We start from the raw sequence: 25866 nt of genomic DNA on the forward strand, positions 1-25866 counted from the left end.
AACTCAACGTGGACCGTCGAAAGTCTGCCGGCCTTCTGCGACCAACCGCTCGAGCAGTGGCGCAGGCTCCCAATGGGCACCGTGCACGTCCTGCAACGCGCGGATACGGGCCAGCACGTGCGCCAGACCGAGCGTTTCCGCATAGAACATGGGGCCGCCACGCCACGCCGGAAAGCCGTAGCCATGCACGTACACCACGTCGATATCGGAAGCGCGCTGCGCGATGCCCTCGTCCAGGATGCGCGCGCCTTCATTGATCAGCGCCAGCATGCAGCGCTCGACGATCTCCTCGTCGGCAACCGGTCGCCGCGTAATGCCTGCCTCGCGCGCGCACTCTTCGATCAACGCGTCGATCTGCGGGTCGGGGATCGGCGTGCGACTGCCGGGTTCGTAGCGGTAGTAGCCACCGTTGGTCTTCTGCCCGAACCGGCCCAGTTCGCAGATTCGATCGGCCACCGCCGAATACCGCAGGTGCGCCGGCCGCGTCGGCGCCAGCCGCTTCCGCGTGGCCCAGTTGATGTCCATGCCGGCCAAATCCGCCATCGTCAGCGGGCCCATCGCCATGCCGAACTGCGTCAATGCGCGATCGACCTGCAGTGGCGATGCGCCCTCTTCCAACAGGAAGCCGGCCTCCCGCCAGTAAGGCGTCAGCATCCGGTTGCCGACAAACCCTTCGCACACCCGCACCAGCACCGGAATCTTTCGGATGCGCTGCGCCATCGCCATGCACGACGCGATGACGTCGGCGCGGGTCGCCTGTCCACGCACGACTTCCAGCAGCTTCATCACGTTCGCCGGGCTGAAAAAATGCAGGCCGATCACGTCGCCCGGGCGTTTGGTCGACGCCGCGATCGTGTCGATGTTCAACCGCGACGTATTCGTCGCCAGGATGGCCGACGGCTTGCACAGCGCGTCCAGACGCTCGAAGATGGCCTGCTTCACGGCCATGTCCTCGAACACGGCTTCGACCACCAGATCGGCATCGGCAACGGCCTCGAACGCCAGCGTCGGCGTTATGCGCCCCATGCACGCGTCAATCTGCTGCGGCGCCAGCTTGCCTTTCGCGGCGGTGATCTCGTAGTTGCGGCGGATCAGTGCCATGCCGCGGTCCAGCGCGGCCTGCTCGCGTTCGATCAGCATGACCGGAATGCCGGCGTTGACGAACGACATCGCGATGCCGACGCCCATCGTCCCGGAACCGATGACGGCAACACGTTCGATCGGCCGCAGCGCCTGTCCCTTCCCTTCGGCAAACTTCGGCGCCTCGCGCTCGGCGAAGAAGATATGGCGCAGCGCCTTCGACTCGTTGCCCGCAACAAGCGCCTCGAACTGGGCGCGCTCGAATGCCAGCCCGTCGGCAATCGGCAGCTGCGTCGCGGCTTCGACGCACCGGATGCACGCATTCTGCGCGAGCGCATTGCGTGCCTTGCCGTTGATCGCGGCAATCCGCGCCCCGAAATCGACATCGCCGCTCGCCTTGACGGCCAACGCACTGGCAACCGGATGCGCCACCGCACGGGCGGCAGCACTCCGGCAAAAGTCGATCGCCAGTGCGACAACAGGTCCAGCATCCCGTGTGCCGCTCGGCCTCGCGTCTGCTACCGCATCGGCAAGACCGATGCGCGCGGCGGCTTCGCCGCTGACGGACGCCCCTTGCTGAACCATGTCCAGCGCCTGTTCCACACCAACGAGCCGTGGCAGCCGCTGGGTACCGCCGCCACCGGGCACGAGCCCGAGGTTGACCTCTGGCAGACCCAGGCTGGCGTCGGATGCCACCACGCGATAGTGGCATCCCATGGCCAGCTCCAGGCCACCACCGAGCGCCACGCCGTGTATCGCAGCCACCACGGGCTTGCTCGCCGATTCGATCAGCGCCAGCACATCGCGCGTAAGCGGCCGGGCGGTCGCGGCAGGCGTATTGAACTGCCGGATGTCCGCGCCGCCGCAAAACGCCTTGCCGGCGCCTGCCAGCACAACCCCGGCCACGGTGGCATCCTGCAGCGCGCGCGTGATCCCGGCGTGCAGGCCGGCGCGGGTGCTATCGCCCAGGCCGTTCACCGGCGGGTTGTCGAGCCACAGCACGGCGATATCGCCCTGCTGTTGCCAGCTCACGGTGGAAGAAAGAGGAATGGATTCGATTGCCTGGGACATTGCTGCGATCTCGACTGCGGTTCTTTGTTAGGCTGGTTTGGCCTTTATTGGCTGGATGCCAGGATGGCGGTGGCCTGGCTGGACAGCACACCACCATTGCCGTGCACTAGCGCCGTTTCCACCTTGCTGACCTGCCGCTCGCCGGCCTCGCCGCGCAACTGGATGACGGCTTCGATCACAAGGAAAATGCTGTACATGCCCGGGTGGGTGCACGACAGCCCGCCACCATTGGTGTTCATCGGGAAATCGCCGCCCGGCGCGATGCGGCCGCCCGAGATGAATGCACCGCCCTCACCTTTCGCGCAGAAGCCCAGGTCTTCCAGAAACAGGATCGGGTTGATCGTGAAAGCGTCATAAAGCTCCACCACGTCGATATCGGCAGGCGTCAGGCCCGCCTGCGCAAATGCCTTGCGGCCCGAGTCGATGGCCGGCGTGCGCGTCAGATCGTCCATGCAGGAAATCTGCCGATGCCAGTGCGCGTGTCCGACACCGAGCACATAGACCGGCTTCGCATGAAGACCCCGGGCACGGTCCGCGCGCGTGACGACAAAAGCGCCGGCGCCATCGGTCACCAGACAGCAATCGCGCACCGTCAGCGGGTCGGACACCATCTTGGCGTTGATCACATCGTCGACCGTCAATGGGTCGCGCATGAAGGCGTCGGGATTGCGCTGCGCCCACTGCCGCGCCGCCACCGCCACTTCGGCCAGTTGCGTGCGCGTGGTGCCGAACTCATGCATATGCCGGGCCGCGGCCAGCGCATAGCTGGTGACGGGGTTGAACGGCTTGTACGGATGCTCGTACGGCTGCGGGTCGAGTTCGGCGCGCATCGCGTTGACGCGCGAACTACTGGGAATGCTGCGAGGATTGCTGCCGTAGCAGATCAGCACGTTGTCGCATTCGCCCGCCTCGATCGCCATGGCGGCGATGCGAACATCCGCGATGAACGACGATCCGCCGAACATCGTGCTATCGGAGAACCGGGGCCGGATGCCGAGGTACTCTGACATGCGCATCACCCACCAGGGCGACGTCAGGCTCGACGTGATAATGCCGTCGATATCGGCCATGCGCAGTCCGCTGGCCGCCACCGCGCGGTGCGCGGCCTGGGCGATGATTTCCTGCTCCGTGCGGCCACCTGCATGACCGAGCCCCGCCAGTCCCGTGCCCAGAATCGCCACGCCACCACGATCGGTGGCCTTCAATGCCGCGCTCATTGTCGCTCCCCGGCCGGCGCGAACACCAGCAATGCGTCCTCGCCCGTGCGCTGCACCTGCGCCCTGACGCGGTGCCCGATCCTCACCGCGTCGGGATCCACACTGATCACGCGGCTCATCATGCGCGGCCCCTCGTCGAGATCGACCAGGCACACGTTGTAATCCCCGTCCTTTTTGCGCACGACCGTGGTCGAGTACACGGTGCCAAGACCGCTCGGCGCGGCCCACTGCAACGCTACGGAGCCGCAATGAGGGCAAACGACGCGCGGAAAGAAGTGATGCCGGCCGCAGTCGCGGCACTGGGGGATTTCGAACACGCCTTCGGAGAGGCGCTGGAAGTAGTGGGCGTCGGCAGACGCGGCTGCCGGGTCGCCGGATGGAGGTGCAATCGTCATGGGGCCCCTTACTGCTCGATCTGCACGCCGGTGATCTTGACCATGTTCTGCCACTTGGCCACTTCGGTCTCGACGTACTTGCGGAATTCGGCCGGATTCAGATTGCCCGCCGCCTCGGCGTTCTGCTTCTTGAGTTTCGCCACCATGTCGGGCGACGACATGATCCGGTTCACCTCGGTATTCAGGCGCGTGACGATGGCGGCCGGCGTGCTGGCCGGTGCATACAGCCCCAGCCAGGTATAAGCGTCGAAGTTCTTGTACCCGGCCTCGGCAATCGTCGGCACGTCGGGGAACAGCTTGCTGCGCTCCAGGCTGGTCACGGCGATCGGGCGCAGCTTGCCGGCGGCGATGAACGCGGAGACGCTCATCGAATCCTGGAACACCACCGGAATCTGGCCGGCCACGGCATCGCTGGTGGAGGGCGACGCGCCCTTGTATGGCACGTGTACCAGCGGCGCGCCGGTCATATGGCGGAACAGCTCGCCCGCGAGGTGGGTGGAGCCTCCCACGCCTGCGGAACCATAGGGCACGCTGCCCTGGGCCTTGGCCCACGTCACGAACTCGGGCACGGTATGCGCCGGCACCGAGGGGTTCACCACGAGCATGTTCGGCGCCTTGGCGATCAGAGCAATCGGCTCGAAATCCAGGACCGGGCGATACCGCACGGTCTTCTGCACGGCCGGCCCAATCACGTGCCCGGTGGCGCTAAGCAGCAGCGTGTAGCCGTCATTCGGCTTGCGGGCAACGTATTCCGTGGCGAGTTGTCCGGCCGCGCCGGGGCGGTTCTCCACCACGAAGCTCTGCTTGAACGTCTGGCTCAGCTCGGCCGCGAGCATCCGGCCAACGATATCGGTCATGCCGCCGGGCGCGAACGCCACCACGATCGTGACCGGCTTGGTCGGCCACGTATCGGCATGTGCCGGAGCCAGGGAAGTACCGCCTAGTGCGAATGAAAAGCCAATGGCCGCCATGAGGCGACGGCGCCGAAAGCCATGTTGCATCGATGTCTCCTGCCTTGTCGTTATTCGCCAGGGCTGTGCCGCCCGTGCGTTGGAAATGCCGGGGGCCAGTTTATTTTTGAGGACAGAAAACCACTATCCGAAAGTTTCGAAGCGCGCGTTCGTGGATTTTCAAGGCTTGCATGAATGGCCGCTTCTCGCGGCAATCCCGGCGTGGCATGTCTGGCGTCCGGTGCGCAATGCCGCACAGGAATCGGAAGGCGCATTCGAGGGTGCACTCGGGGGCGCAGTCGGGGGTGCAGTCGGGGGTGCAGTCGGGGGTGCATTCGGGAGCGTCTCTGCCGGCCCGGAAGACCGTGCCGGCGTACCGAACAGCGCACTGTTTTTCCCTCCACCTTGATGTTTTCGATGTGGGGTGCCCCACTCTGGTGCTAAGCTTCGTGCCTGTCCGAAACATCCAGCCACAAGCCTAATTGTTAGGACATTTCGGCTTGCCTCCCAGTCCCGCCGCCTGACGCGGGGTCCCCATCGGGATTTCCCGGGTTTCCATGCCGCGGCGCCCACCAGACACGCCATTCGGAGCGACCCTTCCGCCACACCCACTGCGTGGCGCAGGCGCCGCACATCGCATCAAGAAAACTCAGAGACATCGTGACTTCTCGCACCCTCGATTCCTTCCTGGCCGGGGTCTCCCGGCGTGACCCCAACCAGCCCGAATTCTTCCAGGCCGTGAAGGAGGTCATGATGACCTTGTGGCCGTTCGTCGAACGCAACCCGCGCTATGGCGATCAGGCACTGCTGGAACGGCTGGTGGAACCGGAACGTGTGATCCAGTTCCGCGTGGCATGGACCGACGATCGCGGCCAGGTGCAGGTCAACCGCGCATTCCGCGTGCAGCACAGCTCCGCAATCGGCCCGTACAAGGGTGGGATGCGCTTCCACCCGACCGTGAACCTGTCGGTACTGAAGTTCCTGGGCTTCGAGCAGACCTTCAAGAATGCGCTGACCACCCTGCCCATGGGCGGCGGCAAGGGCGGCTCGGACTTCGACCCAAAGGGCAAGACCGACGCTGAAGTCATGCGCTTCTGCCAGGCGCTGATCACCGAGCTGTATCGTCACCTGGGACCGGACACCGACGTGCCGGCCGGTGACATCGGCGTGGGCGCGCGGGAAGTCGGCTTCATGGCCGGCATGATGAAGAAGCTGTCGAACCAGTCCGCCTGCGTGTTCACTGGCAAGGGTCTGGCCTTCGGCGGCAGCCTGATGCGTCCCGAGGCCACCGGCTACGGCACGGTGTACTTCGCGCAGGAGATGCTGCATCGTCGCGGCCGCGAATTCGACGGTCTGCGTGTGCTGCTGTCGGGCTCGGGCAACGTGGCGCAATACGCCGCCGAAAAGGCGATCGAGCTGGGTGCCAAGGTGCTGACGGCATCGGACTCCGGCGGCGTGCTGCACTTCCCCGAGGGCATGAATCGCGAGCAACTGGACGCGCTGATGACGTTCAAGAACGACACCCGTGGCCGCCTGTCCGACTTTGCCGAGCAGCATGGCCTGCGCTTCGAGGCCGGCAAGACGCCGTGGCACGTGCCCGCCGACGTTGCTCTGCCGTGCGCCACCCAGAACGAACTGAACGGTCAGGATGCCGAGCGCCTGCTGTCGAACGGCGTGTTCTGCGTAGCCGAAGGCGCCAACATGCCGTCGACGCTGGACGCCGTGGACCGCTTCGTGGCCGCACGCATCCTGTATGCGCCGGGCAAGGCCAGCAACGCTGGCGGTGTGGCCACTTCGGGCCTGGAGATGTCGCAGAACGCCATGCGCATGGCCTGGCATCACGCCGAGATCGACGAGAAGCTCCACGCCATCATGAAGGACATCCACGGCAACTGCATCCACTACGGCCAGAAGGAAGACGGCTACATCAATTATGTGGAAGGCGCCAACATCGCCGGCTTCGTCAAGGTGGCGGACGCCATGCTGGCGCAGGGTGTGATCTGATCCCGCGGCCGATCGGGCAGCTGGTCTAACCAGACACCCGGTTGCCAGCCCGGGAAGGAATGCGACGAGGCTTGCCTCGTCGCATTTTCTTTTGCCCGCTGCGCCGCCACGCATCGTCAGGTAGGATTGGCGCTCCCCCTGATCGCGTCGGCCGGGCCCACACGCCCCGTGTGCTGCGGAGAACACAAGATGGAATACATCAACACCCTGCTGGCACTGACCGGCGTCATGATGTTGAGCGTCGCCAGCCCGGGACCGAATTTCATGATCGTCACATCGACGGCGGTCGCGTCTCGGCGTGCAGGCGTGATCACCGGCTTCGCGCTTGGCGCAGCCTCGGGCACCTGGGCCCTGATCGCGATCGCCGGACTCGGCCTGATCGTCACGCATGTGGCATGGATCGGCACGGCGCTCCGGATTGCTGGCGCCGCCTACCTGATCTGGCTCGGGGCAAAGATGATCCTGACCGCGCGCCATCCGCTGAATGCTCCGACCCTCGTTGCGCCATCCGGCTGGACCGCCGCGAAGAAGGGCTATGCCGTCAGCATGACCAACCCCAAGGCCGTGGCGTTCTACGGCAGCATCTTCGCGTTGATGGTCCCCGCTCACGCGCCGGCATGGTTCCACGTCGCTGTCATCGCCATTGCAGTCGCGGTATCGTCTGCATGGTACTGCGGCATGGCGCTGCTCGCCTCACACCCTGCGGTTCACCGGTTACTGATGCGGCGCAAGGCCGTGCTGGATTCCGTGGTTGGAGGACTGCTGATAGTCCTTGGCGGACGGATGCTGGCGGCGCGCTGAAGCCTTGCGTTCCCCACCAATTCACCAGGAATGCGACGGGGGCGGGAGAGGATCGTCATCGACCACCATCGGCCTACTGATAGTCGAAAGTGAAAACCATCGTACCCCTCACGGTGCCAGGACTGGGTCTGGCCGAAAGGCTGTGGTACCGAAACGCATAGCGATACGAGGCCATGCCGTTGGCGGAGATGTTGCCAAGATGATTGCGCGTTTGCAGGGGTACGGGGGAATAAGTGCCGTCGTTGATCAACTGCACACCAACCCCGCTGGCCATGCCGGCCGCGCCTTCGTTCTGGATGCCCAGCACGCCCGTGGAAGCGGATCTGACAGGCGTCCCGCCGGCGCCGTCGAAGGATATGCCCACAACTGCCGCGCCATCGCATATGAGCCCGATGGAGAATGGCGCAAAGCCCGTCGTCGAACCATTCCCGGAAAGACTCGATACCGTGGCATCCGGAAGGGCAACGGTCGTCGGAGCACGTGTCGTGCAGGTAATCTGACGTGGCGTGGCGCTGCCAGTAAAGCCTATGTGGTTCCCTCCACCGCCCAGGCCGACTGCTGAACGATAAACACCAAAACCAAAGAGCGTTTGCGAAGGATCCAGGCTACCTTGACCGATCGCTCCCGTTTTCACGAATTCGATGGAAACGGACACCGAATACGAAAGGTCAGCCGCCAGCGCTCCCAGAGCCGCCGCTCTTGTATCGCAGGTCACGCCGATAGCATTGGTCAAAGGCTGTCCCACGGCGTTCCGTAGCCGAATGCCAATGCCAGCGACACCTGTCGAATACACGCCTGGGGTGATTTCTCTGCCGCTTCCGTAATAGCACGCAATGATCGGCGCTCCTGCATAAATCAAATTGTTGCCGTCCGCGACGCATCGACCGCTGAACGTGTAGTTTCGCCTCGTGCCCGGGACGGCCGCGCCAACCGCAAGGTTAACCGCCACGGCCATATTGTTCATCGCCTGCAAGTAAGGCATGGAAGGCGATGTCGAGCAATCTCCCAACGCGTGAACGGCATCAGATACGGCCACCAAGGCCAGTCCACACAGCATCTTCTGCAGCGTCTCATTCCATACTCTTCGAATCATCACGCCCCCCCTGTTCACGTCATCCTCACAGCCGCTACCGGCCGCGACCATTTGTTGCAATCCTGAAGCAACGGTTTCCGACGTGAAATCGCAAAATCCTTAAATCCCCGCCCAGCGGTCAGGTTCACACTGAGGTGCGGCAGCGCGAGCACACGGAGAGAATCGACTAAGATGGCAGCCTCTTTCGATCCACGCTGCCCTGCCAGCCCCATCATGGCCCGCCTCAAACTCGACCTGCCAGCCGACCAGTTCTGCTACTCCACCCACCTGACCGTTCGCGTCACCGACATCAATTCGGCCAATCACCTGGCCAACGATTCGATGATTTCGATGATCTCGGAGGCACGGGCCCGCTTCCTCTTCGAGTTCGGCAGCGAGGGCGACCGCGTGGACGGTGCGGGCATCATCGTCACCGATCTGGCCACGATGTATCGCAAGGAAGCCCACGCACGCGACCAGCTTCTGTTCGAGGTAGGCGTGATGGACTTCAACAAGTACGGCGGCGACATCATCTTCCGCATCACGCGCCCGCAGGATGGCGCCCTGATCGCCATGGCCAAGTCCGGCTTCGTCTTCTTCGATTACGCCACCACGCGCGTGGTGCCGATGCCCGATGGCTTCGCCGCGCGATTCCCGAAGGTGAACTGGGTCGATTGACCCGACACAGGCCCCGCACCCAAGGCGCGGGGTAGTCCCGCCCTTCCCTCGCCCTTCTCTCGCCCTTCTCTCGCGCCCTCCTTTTCTGCCTGCCCGCGCCCGGAACGATGCGGCTGTAATCTCGCCGCAATCGAAACGAAATGTCGGCATTTCTATACTCGCCGCTCCAATTCAATAACTGGAGAGAGAGTCCATGAATGTTCGTCACGGCGTTGCGATGGCAACCCTGGGGATGATTGCAGGCACCGCGTCCGCGCAATCCAGCGTCACGCTTTATGGCGTCGCCGACGTTGGTATCGAGTACCTCAGCAACGTGCCTTCCGCCAACGGCGGCGCCAGCCAGGTACGGATGGCATCCGGCAACATGTCCACATCCCGCTGGGGCATTCGTGGTGTCGAGGATCTCGGCGGCGGCCTGAAGGCGATCTTCGATCTCGAAAGCGGTATTTCGCTCGATACCGGCGCGCAAAACAACCGGACCCGGCTCTTCGATCGGACGTCTATCGTAGGTCTGAGCAGCAAGTACGGAACCGTCACGTTGGGCCGCCAGACCACCCCGCTGTATGACACCGCGATCCAACTCGACCCGATGGGCTTTGCGCCGCGGTACTCGCTCTACAAGAGTGACGACGTGCTGGCCGGCCGCGCGGACAACTCAATCAAGTACCGTGGCACGTTCAACGGACTAACCGCCAGCGGCTTGTACAGTTTCAGCCGAACCGGCGGCGGAGAGGTCCCCGGCAACTACACCCTCGACCGCAATCTCGGTATCTCGTTGTCCTATGAGGTGAGTTCCTTCGCGATCGGCGCGGTATACGACGAGTACCAGGGCTCCACGCTTGCTACCGCCGAACGCAAGGACCGGCGCATGCTGGTCGGCGCGAGCTACGCCTTCGGCCCGGCAAAGGCCTTCATCGGCTATCGCTGGTACAACGGCAACGTCGGCGCCATGCCGACCGACCGCTCCGATCTGTACTGGGCGGGTCTGCGTTACAGCGTGACGCCCGCGCTGAAGCTGACCGGCGCGGCGTACTACACGAACATGCGCAACGCCGGGGCCGACCCGATCATGTTCGTCGCCTCGGCGGACTATGCATTCTCCAAGCGCACGGACGTGTACATGAATGCCGGCTACGCGCTGAACCGCGGCAACTCCCAGCTCGGCATGAACGGATTCAACACGCCGAGCGGCAGCCCGACCAACGTCGTTCCCGGCAAGGACCAGACTGGCCTGGTGGTCGGCGTGCGCCACAAGTTCTGAACCGTCGAGCGATCGCCAGCATCGACACTTTCTTGCGAGGGCAAGAGGGTTCTTGGCCTCCGGCTTCCGGAGGCCTTTTTTGTTTGCCATCGCCCGGGATGGACGTACGTGCGATCCGCCAGCCAACGCACATGGCAACCTGCCGCGGCGCCATTTTCCTTGATCGGAATCAAACGGGGGATTCTGAAGCCTCGCCACTGTCATCAGACGCAATGCTTATGGCATGAAATGCAAAGTCTGGCGTACCCACAACTCCTACCTTGATGCCAACGCCACGTGCGTTGAATCACCACATCAAAACGATAGGAGACAGATCTTGGCAACGTCCGGCATTCCCTTTCGCATTTCCCTTCGCACCACCCAGTGCGCACCCGTAACCTTCGAGGAGGCACGCTGATGCGCATCGAACCAATGACCGCCAGCATCGGCGCCGAACTCGTGGGCGTCAGGCTTTCCGATGCGATTCATGACGATGGCCTGTTCGACGAAATCCGTGCCGCGCTGCTGCGACACAAGGTGCTGTTCCTGCGCGACCAGGACATCTCCCGGGCCGAACATGTGGCATTTGCCGAGCGCTTCGGCAAGCTCGAAGATCACCCGGTAGCCGGCAGCCATCCCGATCATCCTGGGCTCGTGCAGATCTACAAGCGGCCGGACCAGCCGATGGATCGCTACGAGAACGCCTGGCATACCGATGCCACGTGGCGTGAAGCGCCACCGCTGGGTTGCGTGCTGCGCTGCGTGGAATCGCCCGAGATCGGCGGCGACACAATGTGGGCCAACATGGTGCTCGCCTACGAGAACCTGCCCGCTCATGTCAAGACGCAGATTGCCGGCCTGCGCGCGCGGCACAGCATCGAGGCGAGCTTCGGTGCTGCCATGCCGATCGAGAAGCGCCTGGCGCTGAAGGCGCAGTACCCCGACCCCGAGCATCCCGTCGTGCGGGTCCATCCCGAGACTGGCGAGAAGGTCCTCTTCGTCAATGCGTTCACCACGCACTTCTCCAACTTTCATACGCCCGCGCACGTCCGCTACGGGCAGGACTACAACCCGGGCGCGGGCGAACTGCTGCGCTACCTGATCAGCCAGGCATTCATTCCCGAGTACCAGGTGCGCTGGCGCTGGAAGGCCAACAGCATGGCGATCTGGGACAACCGGAGCACCCAGCACTACGCGGTGATGGACTACGCACCGTGCCATCGCAAGATGGAGCGCGCCGGCATCATCGGCGACAAACCCTTCGGCATCGGCGAAGGCGAAGTCAAGGCAGAGTCGGCGCAGCCGGCCACGGCCTGAACGTTCAATTCCACGGAGAGAGACATGGATTTCATCGACGGTTCGATGTTCCCGGAAAACCAGCAGAAGCTCGTCATTACCGCCGCGCCGTATGGGCCCGAGTGGATACCTTCCGATTTTCCGGAAGACATCCCGGTGACGATGGAGCAGCAGATCCAGAAGGCGGTGGACTGCTATAACGCCGGGGCCACCGTGCTGCACGTTCACGTGCGTGAAGCGGACGGCAAAGGTTCCAAGCGGCTGTCCAAATTCAACGAACTGCTGGCCGGCATCCGTGCCCGCGTGCCGGACATGATCCTGCAGGTGGGCGGATCGATCTCGTTCGCGCCGGAGAGCGAAGGCGACGTGGCCAAGTGGCTGTCGGACGATACGCGCCACATGCTGGCCGAACTGAAGCCGACGCCGGACCAGGTGACGATCGCGATCAACACCAACCAGATGAACGTGGTGGAACAGATGTGCGCGGCCGACGTGGCGGGCACCTCGCTGGCCGAACCGGCCAACTACCGCGCCTATCGCGAAATGACGATTCCGGCCGGCCCGGAGTGGGTGGAGGAGCATATCCGCCGGCTCAGCATCAACGGCATCCAGACCCACTTCCAGCTTGCCAACATCGCGCAACTGGAAACGGTGGAGCGGATGATGCGCCGGGGCAGCTGCAATGTGCCCCTGATCCTGACCTGGGTGGCAATTGGCGGCGGCTTCGAGGCGCCTAACCTCTACAACCTCGCCAACTTCGTGCGCGCTTGCCCGAACGGCTCGGTGCTGACACTGGAAACGTCGATGCTGAACGTGCTGCCGCTGAACATGATGGCGATTGCCATGGGCCTGCATGTGCGCTGCGGCATCGAGGACAACCTCTGGACGCAGCGGCGCGACCGCAAGATGGGCACAGTCGAGCAGATCGAGCAGCTCGTGCGCATCTCGCGCGAGTTCGGCCGGGATGTCGCCAACGCGAAGGAAGCGCGCGAGATCTACAAGATCGGGACGTTCTACGACAGCGCCAACGAGACGTTGGCCGAGAACGGCTTCGCGCCGAACCGCAAACCCGGCCAGGTAGGCTTTACACAGCACGCACGCCGCTAAGGCCCTAAGACCCTAAGACCCTAAGACCCTAGGGCCATCCTGCTCGCCAATGCCCCGACAGCCGACCTGGCAGTCGGGGCATTCGTCATCCTACGGATTGCAAATGACGGGTGCCAGGAGACAAGTAACAAGTGACTCCGGCTGCGCGGTAATTCCCACTGGGTGATAGGTGTCATACGCACCGGCACCTTGTCACGACCTACCAATCCGCGCAGACTCCCCCGAATCGACAACTTTCCTTCCTGGGGTAACAGGTATGCAAACCAGCGCGCGCAATCAGTTTTCCGGTGTCGTTGCACAAGCCACGGCTGGCGCCGTCAACGACGAGATCATCATTGCCATCAACGGTGGCCAGCAGATCGTCGCCACCGTCACACACGACAGCGCCGCCCGCCTGGGCCTGAAAGCCGGCGCCAAGGTCGTCGCGCTGGTCAAGGCAACGTCCGTCATCGTGATGGTCGATGCGGATGCCACCAAGGTTTCGGCCCGCAACTTCGTGCAAGGCAAGGTCACGAACCTGACCAAGGGCGCCGTCAATGCCGACGTGACAATCACGGGTGACAACGGCATGGCTGTCGCCGCAATCATTACCAACGCAAGCGTCGACCGGCTGGGCCTGGCTGTCGGCAAACCGGCCGCCGCCATGTTCAAGGCATCGAGCGTGATCGTTGGCGTGGACAACTGAGTCGGTATCCACGCGACCAGAATAGTCAGCGGAAACATGAAAAAGGCTCCGGTGACGATGCCGTCCACCGGAGCACGGACCTTGCAATAGCGATCAGCCGTCAGCAATCAGGAGTCAGCCCTGCATGACGTACTCGCCGGGCGCATCCCGGAGCGAACCCGGCGCGGAATCGCGTGGCGCGCAGCGGCCCGAGGACTGCTCGGCCAGCCACTCGTGCCAGTACGGCCACCATGAACCGTCATGTCTGGTGGCCTCTTCGGCATAACGATCCGGATCCTTGTACTCACCGTTCGGCACCCGCGTGGCCACACGGTAGCGGCGACCCTTGTGCCCCGGCTCCGAAACAACACCCGCGTTGTGACCGCCAGACGTCAGCACGAAGGTCAGCGCGTTGTGCGTCAGCAGATGCAGCTTGTAGGCGGATTTCCAAGGCGCCACGTGATCGTGCTCGGTGCCAACCACGAACATCGGTGCCTCGACATCGGCCATGGCCACGGGGTGACCATCCACGCAGAACCGGCCTTCGGCCAGTTCATTGCGGAGGAAGAGCCGGGACAGCACCTCGCTATGCATTCGATACGGCAGGCGTGTCGTGTCGCGGTTCCAGGACATCAGATCATTGGGGCGGTCGCGCTCGCCCAGCAGGTACTCCCGCAGCACCCGAGACCAGACCAGATCCCTGGCACGCAGCATCGAGAAGGCCTGCGCCATCTGGAAGCCGTCGAGGTACCCCTGCTTGCGCATCAGCGCATCGAGCGTCGACAACGCGCTGTCATCGATGAACAGGCCAAGCTCGCCGGGTTCGTCGAAGTCGGTTTCCGTTGCAAATAGCGTCACGCTGCGCAGGCTGTCGTCCTTGTCGCGCGCCAGCTTCGCGGCGGCAATCGCCAGCAGCGTGCCGCCCAGACAGTACCCCACGGCGTGTACCTGCTCCTGGCCGCTGCGCTCACGCACGGTGGCCAGCGCGGTAAGCAGGCCCTGCTTGAGGTAGTCATCGAGGCTGGTATCGCGTGCCTCGGCGCCCGGGTTGCGCCATGACAGCATGAACACCGTGTGCCCCTGGTCCACGAGGTACTTCACCATCGAGTTCTGGGGCTGAAGATCGAGGATGTAGTACTTCATGATCCACGACGGCACGATCATGACCGGATCGCGATACACGGAATCGGTAGTCGGGCTGTACTGGATCAGCTCGAACAGATCATTGCAGTAGACGACCTTCCCCGGCGTGATCCCCACATCGCGACCCACCACATACGCGTGCGGCAGCCGCCCGATCGGCAGATGCAGCCGCTCGCCGACCGCATCATAGAGATCCTCCACGAAGTTCCCGGCGCCGCGAACGAAGTTGGCGCCCCGCGTCTGCATCGTGGCATCCAGAACCGTCGGGTTCATCCACCAGACATTGCTGGGAGACATCATGTCGAGCCATTGGCGCGCGCAGAATGCCGCGATTCGCTGATGATGCGGGGAGAGCCCGTCGACGTCGCTGGTCAGCGCCATCCACAAGGACTCAAGCCGCAGGAAGCCATCGCGCAAGACGCAGTACGGCCAGTTTTCCCAGCCCGGCGCGGAAAAGCGCTGGTCGGTGACGACCGGCGGACGCGGCATGAACGGCGGCGCCAGCGAATACTCGGCGGCGGCCGTAGCCTGCCACTGCAACGCGGCCCGCCAGCGTTTGCCGGGCGAGGCCGCCAGATGCATGGCCCAGTCGGTCCAGGCTAGCGCCAGCGACCCGAAGGAAACGCCGCCGGTCATCGAGGCGAGCAATGCCCTGACCTGTTCGTCATAGGCGACGTCAGGCCGCAGCGGCGGCGGTTCCGGGCAGGTAGCCACAGCCGGAGCGGGGGAAGCTGCCGGACCCAATTTGGCCGGTGCCGATGCGGCGGTCTTCCGCGCAGCCGGAACCGAAGGGGTTGATGTCGATGGCTTGGGTGAGGTGGCCTTCGCCCGTTTGGCGGGCGTGGCCTGTTCGATCAGCGTATCCGTGGTGTGCTCGAGGGCGACTGGCTTCTTGGGGCGCATGCATCAATCCATATGTTGGCCACCATTGATGGCAAGGTTGGCGCCGGTCACGTACGCGCCATCGTCCGAGCAGAGGTAACTGATCAGCGCGGCCACTTCCTTCGGCTGACCCAGGCGGCCGACCGGAATCTGCGGAATCACGTGCTGGTCGAGCACGTCCTGCGGCACTGCCCGCACCATCTTCGTATCGAGATAACCGGGAGAAACGGTGTTGACCGTCACGCCCTTGCTGGCCAGCTCCAGCGCCAGCGATTTGCTGAATCCGTGGATGCCGGCCTTTGCCGCTGCATAGTTAGTCTGGCCAAACGCGCCCTTCGAGCCGTTGATCGATGAGATGTTCACGATCCGGCCCCAGCGACGCTCCACCATGCCTTCGCAGAACGGCTTGGTCATGTTGAACACCGAATCGAGGTCGGTAGACATCACGGCGCGCCAGGCCTCGTGCGTCATCTTGCGCAAGGTCGAATCGCGCGTGATGCCGGCATTGTTGATCAGGACATCCACCGGGCCCACCTCGGCCAGAATCCTGGCCGCGCATTGCTGGCAGGATTCGAAGTCGGCGACATCTACCGGGTAGGCCACGAACTCGCGTTGCTGCGTACTGTGTTCGCGCAGCCAGGTCGCGACATGATCGTTGCCAAGCGAATGCGTGACGACCACGCGGAATCCGTCGCTCAGCAGCCTTTCGGCGATGGCTTCGCCCAGACCACCCATGCCCCCCGTCACTACCGCAATGCGTCCGGAGCTCATGATGTCGCACCGCCCTTGGCGGCGCGCGAACGGGTGGCGCTGGTCGCAGTCGTGCTGGACTCGCTGGGCGGTACCACCCCAAACGGCGTCATCTTTCCGAGTCGCTCGTAGAACTCGGCCAGGGATGCGGACAGCGGATCGAGCACGGCAGCGCCATTGCCATTGCCGTTGCCCCTTGCCGTCTCGTTGGTGGTCTCGACTCGCTTCACCCAGTCACTGCCGCATTCCCGGCACTGCTCGAGCCACGCCGACGTCGCTTCGACCAGGACCTTGCCGTAGGCCCGTGCCAGCGCGGCCTGCGCCACTGCCTGATCTGTCAGTGTCTGTGCCTGCGCGGCTTGCAATGAAGCCCAGTCGGCAACCCCCGCCATACGGCTTTGCGCACTATGCATCGCGGTCAGGCGATGCTCCAGGCTCTTCAGATGGGTCTCGATCAGGTTGCGGCGGGTTTCAGCCGCAAGCGCCGCGAACTTGTAACTGTTCTCGAGAAACGCACGGGTCGCATCCAGCATCGGATCGGTGGCCGCAGAACGGAGCATTGCCATTGCTATCTCCTTGAATTGACGTAGTGGGGTGACGATCCGTCATTCGATCGAGTCTAGGCATAGGGCTAGGCCACCAATTGACGTATGTCAAGTTTGACGGGAATGTAGAAATCCATCGAACATTGCAGAAAGTCCGACACCCTTTTACCCAAAGGGTTGCACTTGAATGCACTAAACGCGGCCGATTCCTGTATCGACCGCGTGCCGGTCAAGTCCAATAGCTCCCACGCCGTCGATTCGATCTCCGGCTTGTGGGGCGGATAGGCCTCCATTCCGGGCTCGTATGGAAGTGGGGGCGACTTGCACATGCGATCTGCCGTGCTACCGGAGAGTCTGGGGAGAGTCTGATCCAACCGCATCCACCTACGCCCCCTTAGATTGATGCGAATCAATCCTGCTAACCCTCTTCCCACTACGCTGAGATACAGGAAGAACGCAAGCGTATGGAATAAGGAAGCGTGCATGGATGACGCAGCATTGACCTACGCATTACTGCAACCCAGTGCATATCCCCCGCCGGTTCAGGACGTTCAGGTCATCGAGACGCATATTTCGCGTGTGTTCCTGGCGGGGCAATTCGCCTACAAGGTCCGCAAGCCCGTCAAATTCGATTTCGTGGATTTCTCGACCCCGCAAGCCCGACACGCTGACTGCGAGGCAGAACTGCGCCTGAACCGTCGCTTCGCTCCGGCGCTTTACCTCGATGTTCTGCCAATCGTCGCGGGCGAAACGCCGGGTGCCGTCGTCGTCGGCGGCAGGGGCACACCACTGGAGTACGCGGTCAGGATGCGGCGGTTCGCACAGCACAATCTACTCATCGACATGATCGGCGCAGGCCGCTTGGGGCCGGATCACATCGATGCGCTCGCCAGGGACACCGCGATCTTTCACGGTGCGCAACCGCGCGCTGCCCCACGCGAAGGCTTCGGCACGCCGGCCAGTATCGACGCCACGCTTGAAGAATGTCTGGACGGCCTGGCGCGGCTGACCTTCGATCGAAACATGACAGACCGCGTCGCGAACGCCGCGCGGGCTCGGGCTGCGGCACTGCAAGGCGCTTTCCAGACGAGACTGCGCCACGGCCATGTTCGCGAGTGCCACGGCGACCTGCACCTGGGCAACATCGTCCTGCTCGACGGCAATCCGACGCCCTTTGACTGCCTCGAGTTCGAACCGCGCCTGCGCTGGATCGACACGGCCAGCGATATCGCATTCCCGTTCATGGATCTACTGCACCACGGCAGACAAGACCTTGCCTATCGATTGCTCAACGCCTATCTGGAGCGCCATGGCGACTATGCCGGGCTGGCGGTGCTGCCGTTCTATGTCGCCCTGCGGGCGCTCGTACGCGCGCGCGTGCTACTGGAGCGTGCCCGGCAACGCCATACTGAAAGCACTGCGCTTGATCTCGTACACGTCGAATGCCGCACCCTGCTGAATCTGGCGTTCCAGTTTCTGACGTTGCCCGCAGCGCCCCTGTGCGTGATGCACGGCCTCTCTGGTAGCGGGAAATCGACCGTCGCGGCAACCATGAGCGAAACACGCGCCATGGTGCGCGTCCGCTCCGACGTGGAACGCAAGCGGTTGCGCAACGCAAACGCGCAGCAGGAATCCAGGTACTCAGACAGCGTGACGGCACGCACGTATCACCGCCTGCTGGCCATTTGCAGGCTAGGATGCGCGGCAGGCTTTCCGATGATCGCCGATGCGACATTCCTCTCGCATGACCAGCGCGCCCGCTTCGCAAATCAGGCGCGTCGATTGGGAGTACGGTTCTTCATCGTCGATTGCAAAGCGCCCGTCGAAACATTGCGCGCGCGCATCGTCGCCCGGGCCCTGGCACGCCAAGACCCGTCGGACGCCGATCTGGCCGTGCTTGACCTGCAATTGCGCACGCATGACCCACTGACCACGGAAGAACGGATTCACGTGGTGCCCGCCGATCACCCGGGCTAGTGCCATCGGCGTCGGCATTGGCATCGCCCTGCCTGTCCCTACGACCGCACTCGCTGCAGTTCGTCAATGCGGCGTTGATAGCTCCGCATCAGGCAGGCCTTGTCCACACACACGTTGCGCGAATCGCGGAGCCACGTCCGTTGGTCCGCCCGCAGCCGCGCCTTGTTGGTCGATGTCTTCATCTTCTGATCGTAGATCCGCGCCAATTGGTCGTCGGCGCGGGTCAGCTCCGCATCCCCGCATATGAGCTGCCCCGCGACGGATGTCAGCTTGCTGCAGCCAAAACTCCGGGCAAGCGCATCCTTCGCGCCGCTCCGCCCCTCCAATCGCCCCGGCTTGCATAGCCCCTGCAGCGACCTGCAAGCGATATTCGGGCCGACCCATGCCATTTCGGTAGCGCCATACTTATCTACGAAGCGATTGATGGCCGCGTGGCTGACGCCTCTCAGCATTGCGTTTGCCGCGATGATCTCATTGCAGAGCGAGTCCTCTGCATAGGTATTGCCCTCGTGACGGTAGCAGCTATGGAAGCCCAGCATGCCGCTGCCGACAACGCTTCGACGCGCCCCCGAGGCGAACAGGATCGACGCACAGGCGGACGCGCATTTCGCGCCATTGGGAACCACGGTATAGATGTGCGCCTTGTCCATGACGTCGACCATGCGGAAGGCGGCCTCGACATTCCCGCCCGGACTATCCAGGATGAACACGACCAACCCTTCGTCATCGCGATCGGCCCGTTTCACGGCCGACTGAAACCGCTTTGCGTCTCCATCTTCGATCCGCCCCTCCCCGACCACCATTTTCATGTTGAGCTGTGGCTGGTAGTAGATCCTGAAGCCCATTGCCGCAGCCACGCCGGGAGCAGCCAGCACCGCCACCAAGCAAAGCCACGGCAGCAGCCGTTGCAGCACGGATCGCGCCGCACTGTCATTGCTTGCCTGGCCCACGATGCCTCGCATTCGCCATCTCCCTGGAAAGCGGACAGCATAGCCTCGAATCGATCCCTCGAGCGCAAGAGGCTTCGCGGCGCCTCGTCGCGGTTGCCACCACTCCGCCATGGATTATCCGGACGCCATTCGGCGTCGAGTTAGGGTAATGTGTGCGTGTCCACGGCCTGCGGCGTCACTTCGCCCGCACGGTTGCGGGCGATCCCCCGGCCAGACGCGCACGGACACGGGGCGACTTAAAGGAGACATTCATGATTTCCCACGTGGCCGCCGCCGGGCGCGCTTCGCGAGGCGGCACGTCCAGTGAGGCCCCGGAGACCGATCAGCCCGGACTGATCGCCCAAGCGCACGAGCGTTCGAAATCGCATGGCCTGCGGCCCCATGAATCGCCCGAGTTCCTCCCCGCGCGGCCAAGCGAGCTGAAGACGCAGATCGAGCGCAGCCAGTCGCTGTTCACCCACGCGCTGCCTGTCATGGAGACGCTCCACAACCAGATCGTCAACACGCAAAGCATGGTGATCCTGACCGACTCGGCTGGATTGATCCTGCATTCGCTTGGCGATGATGACTTTCTGGCCAAGGCCAGCAAGGTGGCCTTGCAGCCGGGCGCGCTGTGGTCCGAGGAAAGCCGGGGCACCAACGCCATCGGCACGGCACTGGTCGAGGGTCGGCCGACACTGGTCCACGGTGCCGAGCACTACCTGGAAGCCAACCGGTTCCTCACCTGCTCGTGCGCGCCGATCCTCGACCCGTACGGCAGGACCGTCGGCGCGCTCGACGTCACCGGCGATCAGCGCGGCTTCCACAAGCACACCATGGCCCTGGTGCGCATGTCGGCGCAGATGATCGAGAACCAGTTGTTCGCCAATGCCTTCCAGGACGTGGTGTGCGTGCACTTCCACTCGCGGCCGGAGTTCATCGGCACGCTGGTCGAAGGCATCGCCGCTTTCACGCCTGCCGGGCGCTTTCTCTCCGCCAACCGGAGCGGCGTCTTCCAGCTGGAATTGTCGATCGGGGCCTTGCAGGCGCATACCTTCTCATCGCTGTTCGGCATGTCGATGCCCCAGCTGATCGACTCGGAACGCGGCGCGCCCGCCGGCACCGTCCAATTGCAACTGCCGAGTGGCGTGAAGGTGTATGCGCGCGTGGAGTGGAAACGGCCCGCCAGCCAGATCGCGCGCGCCACCATAAGCGGCGACGCGGCCCACCAGCGCGATACGAAGCCAGCACGCCGACAGGGCGACGGGACGCTGCAGCCAGACGGTCTGGATGCCCTCGATACTGGCGACACCCAGATCAAGAGCGTCATCGGCAAGCTGCGCAAGGTCATCGGCAAGGACATTCCGATTATGGTGCTGGGCGAGACCGGTACCGGCAAGGAGTTGCTGGCCCGTGCCATCCATGCCGACAGCCCACGCCGCGCCGGGCCATTCGTCGCCGTCAATTGCGCTTCGATTCCCGAGGCATTGATCGAGTCCGAGCTGTTTGGCTACGAAGAGGGGGCATTCACGGGCGCGCGAAAAAAGGGCGGCATCGGCAAAATGGTGCTGGCCAACGGCGGCACGCTGTTCCTCGACGAGATCGGCGATATGCCACTGCATCTGCAGGCGCGGCTGCTGCGCGCGCTACAGGAGCGTACGGTGTCGCCGCTGGGCAGCAACAAGCTGGTCCAGGTCGACGTCGCCGTGGTTTGCGCCACGCACCGTAACATGCGCGAGATGATGGCCAGCGGCCAGTTCCGCGAGGACCTCTATTACCGCCTGAATGGACTCGTGGTGCGTCTGCCGGCGTTGCGCGAGCGTGACGACCTGGATGCCGTGGCGCATAGGCTGCTGCAACAGGACCATGCGAATGCGCTGCCGCTCAGCGAACCAGTGGCACGGATGCTGCGCAGCTATCACTGGCCCGGCAATATCCGCCAGCTCGCCAACCTGCTACGCACCGCGCAACTGATGGCCGAGGGATCACCGGAGATCACCGAAGACCACCTGCCTGACGACTTCCTCGAAGACTGGCGCGCGCGACACGCGGCGGAGCCGAACGGAGACGATACCCGCCCCAGTCGGCTCGCCGACATCGAAAGCATGGCCATCCTGACTGCGCTGAAGGCACACGACGGCAATATCTCGGCGACGGCCAAGGCGCTCGGCGTTTCACGCAATACCGTCTACCGCAGGATCGAGGAAGCGGGCGGCCCGTCGCCGCAGGGCGACTGACCACCCTTCACGATGGCGGGAGCGGAAGCAACCGCCCCCGTCAACGATCAGCAGCAGTTCAGAAGAAGCCCAGCGGTTGCGTGTCGTAGCTGACCAGCAGGTTCTTGGTCTGCTGGTAGTGGTCGAGCATCATCTTGTGGGTCTCGCGGCCCACGCCCGACTTCTTGTACCCGCCAAAAGCGGCGTGAGCGGGATACAGGTGGTAGCAGTTGGTCCACACGCGCCCCGCCTGGATGGCGCGGCCCACACGGTAGGCGCGGTTGATGTCGCGCGTCCACAGCCCCGCACCCAATCCGTACTCGGTGTCGTTGGCGATCCGAACGGCCTCCGCTTCATCCTTGAATGTGGTCACGGCGATGACCGGCCCGAAGATTTCCTCCTGGAACACGCGCATATCGTTGCGGCCCTTGAGCAGCGTCGGCTTGATGTAGTAACCCTTGGCAAGGCTGCCGGGCATGACCTCCACATCGCCGCCGACCAGGCATTCGGCGCCCTCTTCCCGGGCGATCTCCAGATAGCCGCGAATCTTGTTGTACTGCTGCTCGGACGCCTGCGCACCGACCATGGTCTCGGTGTCGAGCGGATCGCCGCGCTTGATGGCGGCCACCTTGGTCATCACGGCATCCATGAAGCGGTTGTAGATGGATTCCTGCACCAGCGCGCGCGACGGGCACGTGCACACCTCGCCCTGGTTGAAGAACCCCAGCACCAGCCCTTCGGCCGCCTTCTCGATGAAGCTCGGCTCCGCCTGCATGATGTCCTCGAAGTAGATATTGGGTGATTTGCCTCCCAGCTCCACGGTTGAAGGGATGATGTTCTCGGCCGCGCATTTGAGAATGTGCGAACCAACCGGGGTCGACCCAGTGAAGGCGATCTTGGCAATGCGCTTGCTGGTTGCCAGTGCCTCTCCGGCCTCCTTGCCGAAGCCGTGCACCACGTTCAGCACGCCCGGCGGCAACAGGTCGCCAATCAGCTCCATCAGCACGTTGATCCCCAGCGGCGTCTGCTCGGCCGGCTTGAGCACGATGCAATTTCCAGCAGCCAGCGCAGGCGCCAGCTTCCATGCCGCCATCAGCAAGGGAAAGTTCCACGGGATGATCTGGCCCACCACGCCCAGCGGTTCGTGGATGTGGTACGCCACGGTGTGCTCGTTCAGCTCGGCCGCCGAGCCTTCCTGCGCGCGGATGCAGCCGGCGAAGTAGCGGAAGTGGTCCACGGCCAGCGGAATATCGGCATTGAGCGTCTCGCGCACTGGCTTGCCGTTGTCCCACGTCTCGGTAACAGCCAGCAGTTCGAGGTTTTGCTCGATTCGGTCGGCAATCTTCAGCAGGATCAGCGAGCGGTCCTGTACCGCGGTGCGGCCCCAGGCGCCAGCAGCGGCGTGGGCGGCGTCGAGTGCAAGGTTAATGTCCTCGGCGGTCGAGCGCGGAAATTCGGCGATCGCCTCACCGGTCACCGGCGTGGTGTTGGTGAAGTACTGGCCCTTGACAGGTGGCACGAACTCGCCGCCGATGAAGTTGCCGTAGCGCGGCTTGAACGAAACGATGGCGCCGGGGGTGCCGGGATGGGCGTAACGCATGGACTGTCTCCTGATGGATGAGTGACGACGCCAGCGTTCTGGTCTGATTCTGCGTGGCGTCCATGCGTTATTTGCAAAACCCGGGCCACCCTCCGCTGCGGCCCGTTCAAGCCGGAATCCCGTCGATACACCCCGGTGGCAACGAGAAAGACTGTTCAAGAATGGAACACCGGCTGTTCCAGGGATCAACAGTCGGTGGCTACGGCACTCGCCGGTCAGCGGCTCGGCGGCTCAGCGCTGCGACGGCGTCGCACCTGCGGCCGGAAACCGCATCCGCGCGGCCAGACCGCCCAGAGAGGAGCGCTTCAGTTCGAACGCCCCGTCGTACATCGCGCAGATATCGCGCACGATAGACAGGCCCAGTCCACTGCCCTCGACGGATTCGTCCAGCCGGGAGAAGGGTTGCATGGCCTGATGCATGGAGCTTGCGGGCATGCCCGGGCCATCGTCGTCGACGCAGATCTCGATCTCCGACTCCTGCGATACCAGCGTCACGCGGATACGCGTGTTCGCCCATTTCCAGGCGTTGTCCAGCAGGTTGCCGAGCATCTCGACAAGATCCTGCCTGTCGCCAAAGAAGTCGGCATTGCCTTCCACACTGACTTCAATCGGCTTGCCCGCATGAAGCCGCACGAGCGCGCGGGCGAGTTCCTCGACCGCCGGGCGGATCGCAACGCTTCGCCCGCCCGCGCCGGCGGCACCCACCGCGCGGGCCCGCGACAGATGCCGATCCACCTGCTGGCGCATCGCGTCCACCTGCTGCAGCACGCTCTGGGAGAGCGGACCGGGCAAGGCCGTGGCGCTGTTGGCCAGGATCGCCAGCGGCGTCTTGACCGCGTGGGCCAGATCCGCCGCCTGCCGGCGCGACCGCTCCACGGCATCGTGATTGCGTTTGAGAAGCACGTTGATCTCATCGACCAGAGGCTTCACTTCGGCCGGCCATACCCCCTGCAACGTGGGGTCGCCACCGCCGTGCAGCTTTGCCACCGCCGCGCGCAGGTGGCTCAGCGGCGCCAGCCCAAAGCGGATCTGCGCCCAGACGGCGCCGAGAATGCCCACACCAAGGATGCCGAGTGACAGCCACAACAGATGCCGGAACGACCGTTTGGCGTCCCGCAATTCGGTGCGATCCAGTGCCACCGTGATCTGGACGTACGCGTCATCCCCGGTCAATTGCAGCCTGCGGGACTTCACCAGCAGCGACTGGCCTTCCGGGCCGTTCCGGATATCGGCGTCTCCCGCCGGAATCTTGCGCTCGATCGTCGTGGGGATGTCGATGTCCCACAGCGACCGCGACCGTAGCGATTGCGTGCCCGACGCGGCCTGCCAGTAGGCGCCAGAGTATGGCCGTTCAAAGCGCGGATCGGCGGGCTGGCGCGTCAGTTCCAGCTGGCCGTGGCCATTCCATTCGAGCGCGGCGGCAAGGCTGGTCAGGTCCCGGTCCAGCTCGGTCACGTAAGTCTTGTCGACGTGACGCCCGAACAGCGTATCGAGCACCCAGCCCGTGGCGCATAGCGTGCCGACCACCCACAGCGTGGCGATCAGCAGCAACCTGCCCGCGATGGTGGGCCGCTTCATGCGCCGTGTTCCGGCGGGCGCAGCCGGTATCCGAGGCCACGCACCGTTTCGATGACGTCGACACCCAGCTTGCGTCGCAGGCGACCGACGAATACCTCGATGGTATTGCTGTCGCGGTCATGGTCCTGCGCGTAGATATGCTCGGTCAGCGTGGTCTTGCTGACGATCACACCCTGGTGGTGCATCAGGTAATCGAGCACCTTGTACTCGTGGGCGGTAAGGACGATGGGCGATCCGTCCACACTGACCTGACCAGTGGCGGGCGCCAGCGTGACGGGGCCGCAGACGAGAACGGGCGAGGTATGCCCGGTGGAGCGGCGGATCAGCGCCCGAATACGGGCCAGCAGTTCCTCGGCACGGAACGGCTTGGTGAGATAGTCATCCGCGCCCGCGTCGATGCCTTCCACCTTCTCCACCCAGCTGTCGCGCGCGGTCAGAATCAGCACCGGCACGCCGTTGCCGGCCTGGCGCCAACGCTTGAGCACGGTCAGGCCATCGAGCTTGGGCAGGCCCAGGTCGAGAATGACCGCATCATAGGGATTCTCGGTACCGAGATGCTCGGCGTCGATGCCATCTGACGCGTGATCCACCACATATCCTGCCTGAGACAGCGTATCGGCAAGCTGGCGCGCCAGTGTGGCTTCGTCCTCGATCAGCAGGATGCGCATCGT

The 25866-nt window shown here is 63.9% G+C and carries 21 protein-coding genes; 9 read left to right on the forward strand and 12 right to left on the reverse strand.

What is annotated here, in order from left to right; all coding sequences use genetic code 11:
- Positions 1-3 precede the first annotated feature (3 nt).
- Genes WD006_RS13790 through WD006_RS13805 form a run of 4 tightly spaced genes read right to left on the reverse strand, consistent with a single transcriptional unit; the run spans position 4 to position 4764 of the window.
- The gene (locus WD006_RS13790) at positions 4-2151 is read right to left on the reverse strand and encodes a 3-hydroxyacyl-CoA dehydrogenase NAD-binding domain-containing protein (protein WP_029306557.1); all 2148 of its coding nucleotides are present in this window, start codon (positions 2149-2151) and stop codon (positions 4-6) included.
- Between the two features lie 44 nt (positions 2152-2195).
- Positions 2196-3368 (reverse strand): thiolase, encoded by a 1173-nt coding sequence (locus WD006_RS13795; protein ID WP_029306558.1) that lies wholly within the window; start codon positions 3366-3368, stop codon positions 2196-2198.
- On the reverse strand, positions 3365-3763 hold the full coding sequence (locus WD006_RS13800; protein WP_029306559.1) for a Zn-ribbon domain-containing OB-fold protein: 399 nt from the start codon (positions 3761-3763) through the stop codon (positions 3365-3367). Before WD006_RS13800 ends, WD006_RS13795 begins: the two co-directional genes overlap by 4 nt.
- A gap of 8 nt (positions 3764-3771) precedes the next feature.
- The gene (locus WD006_RS13805) at positions 3772-4764 is read right to left on the reverse strand and encodes a tripartite tricarboxylate transporter substrate binding protein (protein ID WP_029306560.1); all 993 of its coding nucleotides are present in this window, start codon (positions 4762-4764) and stop codon (positions 3772-3774) included.
- A 609-nt stretch (positions 4765-5373) separates the two neighbouring features.
- Between WD006_RS13805 and gdhA the strand changes: the two genes are divergently transcribed.
- Both gdhA and WD006_RS13815 read left to right on the forward strand, forming a co-directional pair.
- A complete protein-coding gene (gene gdhA / locus WD006_RS13810; protein ID WP_029306561.1) occupies positions 5374-6717 on the forward strand; it encodes an NADP-specific glutamate dehydrogenase in 1344 nt (447 codons plus the stop codon).
- Between the two features lie 189 nt (positions 6718-6906).
- Positions 6907-7518, forward strand: coding sequence for a LysE family translocator (locus tag WD006_RS13815; protein WP_029306562.1), 612 nt, complete (start codon positions 6907-6909; stop codon positions 7516-7518).
- A 73-nt stretch (positions 7519-7591) separates the two neighbouring features.
- On the opposite strand, the gene WD006_RS13820 is transcribed toward WD006_RS13815, so the two are convergent.
- Positions 7592-8662 carry a fimbrial protein gene (locus WD006_RS13820; RefSeq protein WP_029306563.1) on the reverse strand — a complete coding sequence of 357 codons (1071 nt, stop codon included), beginning with the start codon at positions 8660-8662 and terminating at the stop codon, positions 7592-7594.
- Between the two features lie 162 nt (positions 8663-8824).
- Here WD006_RS13820 and WD006_RS13825 point away from each other — a divergent pair, with 162 nt between their 5' ends.
- The 5 genes from WD006_RS13825 (at position 8825) to WD006_RS13845 (ending at position 13596) form a co-directional block, all read left to right on the forward strand.
- Positions 8825-9268, forward strand: a complete 444-nt coding sequence (locus WD006_RS13825) for a thioesterase family protein (RefSeq protein WP_024570954.1) — start codon at positions 8825-8827, stop codon at positions 9266-9268.
- A 193-nt stretch (positions 9269-9461) separates the two neighbouring features.
- Positions 9462-10529: a porin gene (locus tag WD006_RS13830; protein WP_011519524.1), complete on the forward strand. Its 1068-nt coding sequence runs from the start codon at positions 9462-9464 to the stop codon at positions 10527-10529.
- A gap of 396 nt (positions 10530-10925) precedes the next feature.
- Complete coding sequence (locus WD006_RS13835) at positions 10926-11825, forward strand: TauD/TfdA dioxygenase family protein (protein WP_011519525.1); 900 nt, start codon at positions 10926-10928, stop codon at positions 11823-11825.
- 24 nt (positions 11826-11849) lie between these two features.
- Positions 11850-12911, forward strand: coding sequence for a 3-keto-5-aminohexanoate cleavage protein (locus tag WD006_RS13840; RefSeq protein WP_011519526.1), 1062 nt, complete (start codon positions 11850-11852; stop codon positions 12909-12911).
- Positions 12912-13167: 256 nt separating this feature from the next.
- Entirely contained in the window at positions 13168-13596 is a 429-nt protein-coding gene (locus tag WD006_RS13845) for a TOBE domain-containing protein (RefSeq protein ID WP_011519527.1), read from the forward strand.
- Between the two features lie 114 nt (positions 13597-13710).
- Here the strand turns inward: WD006_RS13845 and WD006_RS13850 are convergent, their stop codons facing one another.
- From WD006_RS13850 to WD006_RS13860, 3 genes are read right to left on the reverse strand one after another with little or no spacing between them, the layout of a single operon-like run.
- Positions 13711-15621, reverse strand: a complete 1911-nt coding sequence (locus WD006_RS13850) for an alpha/beta fold hydrolase (protein ID WP_060784781.1) — start codon at positions 15619-15621, stop codon at positions 13711-13713.
- 3 nt (positions 15622-15624) lie between these two features.
- Positions 15625-16371: an acetoacetyl-CoA reductase gene (gene phbB / locus WD006_RS13855; protein WP_029306565.1), complete on the reverse strand. Its 747-nt coding sequence runs from the start codon at positions 16369-16371 to the stop codon at positions 15625-15627.
- On the reverse strand, positions 16368-16916 hold the full coding sequence (locus WD006_RS13860) for a hypothetical protein (RefSeq protein ID WP_029306566.1): 549 nt from the start codon (positions 16914-16916) through the stop codon (positions 16368-16370). The genes phbB and WD006_RS13860 overlap by 4 nt, the downstream gene beginning before the upstream one ends.
- Before the next feature lie 462 nt (positions 16917-17378).
- On the opposite strand from WD006_RS13860, the gene WD006_RS13865 reads away from it, so the two are divergent.
- Positions 17379-18872 (forward strand): bifunctional aminoglycoside phosphotransferase/ATP-binding protein, encoded by a 1494-nt coding sequence (locus WD006_RS13865; protein ID WP_029306568.1) that lies wholly within the window; start codon positions 17379-17381, stop codon positions 18870-18872.
- Between the two features lie 38 nt (positions 18873-18910).
- On the opposite strand, the gene WD006_RS13870 is transcribed toward WD006_RS13865, so the two are convergent.
- The gene (locus WD006_RS13870) at positions 18911-19786 is read right to left on the reverse strand and encodes a lysozyme inhibitor LprI family protein (RefSeq protein WP_234707222.1); all 876 of its coding nucleotides are present in this window, start codon (positions 19784-19786) and stop codon (positions 18911-18913) included.
- A 287-nt stretch (positions 19787-20073) separates the two neighbouring features.
- Here WD006_RS13870 and WD006_RS13875 point away from each other — a divergent pair, with 287 nt between their 5' ends.
- Positions 20074-22038 (forward strand): sigma-54-dependent Fis family transcriptional regulator, encoded by a 1965-nt coding sequence (locus WD006_RS13875; protein ID WP_029306570.1) that lies wholly within the window; start codon positions 20074-20076, stop codon positions 22036-22038.
- A gap of 58 nt (positions 22039-22096) precedes the next feature.
- Here WD006_RS13875 and exaC read toward each other — a convergent pair whose 3' ends face one another.
- From exaC to WD006_RS13890, 3 genes are all read right to left on the reverse strand, one after another.
- Entirely contained in the window at positions 22097-23617 is a 1521-nt protein-coding gene (exaC, locus tag WD006_RS13880) for an acetaldehyde dehydrogenase ExaC (RefSeq protein ID WP_029306571.1), read from the reverse strand.
- Positions 23618-23848: 231 nt separating this feature from the next.
- Positions 23849-25195 carry a sensor histidine kinase gene (locus tag WD006_RS13885; protein ID WP_029306572.1) on the reverse strand — a complete coding sequence of 449 codons (1347 nt, stop codon included), beginning with the start codon at positions 25193-25195 and terminating at the stop codon, positions 23849-23851.
- Positions 25192-25863 carry a response regulator transcription factor gene (locus tag WD006_RS13890; protein WP_011519536.1) on the reverse strand — a complete coding sequence of 224 codons (672 nt, stop codon included), beginning with the start codon at positions 25861-25863 and terminating at the stop codon, positions 25192-25194. Before WD006_RS13890 ends, WD006_RS13885 begins: the two co-directional genes overlap by 4 nt.
- Between the last annotated feature and the right edge of the window lie 3 nt (positions 25864-25866).

This window comes from Cupriavidus sp. Met-2 (assembly GCF_049843575.1).
Taxonomy (GTDB): Bacteria; Pseudomonadota; Gammaproteobacteria; order Burkholderiales; family Burkholderiaceae; genus Cupriavidus; species Cupriavidus metallidurans.

Coding starts and splice junctions, on each gene's coding strand:
- WD006_RS13790 (WP_029306557.1), bottom strand. CDS start 2,151: ATGTCCCAGGCAATCGAATCCATTCCTCTTTCTTCCACCGTGAGCTGG.
- WD006_RS13795 (WP_029306558.1), bottom strand. CDS start 3,368: ATGAGCGCGGCATTGAAGGCCACCGATCGTGGTGGCGTGGCGATTCTG.
- WD006_RS13800 (WP_029306559.1), bottom strand. CDS start 3,763: ATGACGATTGCACCTCCATCCGGCGACCCGGCAGCCGCGTCTGCCGAC.
- WD006_RS13805 (WP_029306560.1), bottom strand. CDS start 4,764: ATGCAACATGGCTTTCGGCGCCGTCGCCTCATGGCGGCCATTGGCTTT.
- WD006_RS13815 (WP_029306562.1), top strand. CDS start 6,907: ATGGAATACATCAACACCCTGCTGGCACTGACCGGCGTCATGATGTTG.
- WD006_RS13820 (WP_029306563.1), bottom strand. CDS start 8,662: ATGGTCGCGGCCGGTAGCGGCTGTGAGGATGACGTGAACAGGGGGGGC.
- WD006_RS13825 (WP_024570954.1), top strand. CDS start 8,825: ATGGCCCGCCTCAAACTCGACCTGCCAGCCGACCAGTTCTGCTACTCC.
- WD006_RS13830 (WP_011519524.1), top strand. CDS start 9,462: ATGAATGTTCGTCACGGCGTTGCGATGGCAACCCTGGGGATGATTGCA.
- WD006_RS13835 (WP_011519525.1), top strand. CDS start 10,926: ATGCGCATCGAACCAATGACCGCCAGCATCGGCGCCGAACTCGTGGGC.
- WD006_RS13840 (WP_011519526.1), top strand. CDS start 11,850: ATGGATTTCATCGACGGTTCGATGTTCCCGGAAAACCAGCAGAAGCTC.
- WD006_RS13845 (WP_011519527.1), top strand. CDS start 13,168: ATGCAAACCAGCGCGCGCAATCAGTTTTCCGGTGTCGTTGCACAAGCC.
- WD006_RS13850 (WP_060784781.1), bottom strand. CDS start 15,621: ATGCGCCCCAAGAAGCCAGTCGCCCTCGAGCACACCACGGATACGCTG.
- phbB (WP_029306565.1), bottom strand. CDS start 16,371: ATGAGCTCCGGACGCATTGCGGTAGTGACGGGGGGCATGGGTGGTCTG.
- WD006_RS13860 (WP_029306566.1), bottom strand. CDS start 16,916: ATGGCAATGCTCCGTTCTGCGGCCACCGATCCGATGCTGGATGCGACC.
- WD006_RS13865 (WP_029306568.1), top strand. CDS start 17,379: ATGGATGACGCAGCATTGACCTACGCATTACTGCAACCCAGTGCATAT.
- WD006_RS13875 (WP_029306570.1), top strand. CDS start 20,074: ATGATTTCCCACGTGGCCGCCGCCGGGCGCGCTTCGCGAGGCGGCACG.
- exaC (WP_029306571.1), bottom strand. CDS start 23,617: ATGCGTTACGCCCATCCCGGCACCCCCGGCGCCATCGTTTCGTTCAAG.
- WD006_RS13885 (WP_029306572.1), bottom strand. CDS start 25,195: ATGAAGCGGCCCACCATCGCGGGCAGGTTGCTGCTGATCGCCACGCTG.
- WD006_RS13890 (WP_011519536.1), bottom strand. CDS start 25,863: ATGCGCATCCTGCTGATCGAGGACGAAGCCACACTGGCGCGCCAGCTT.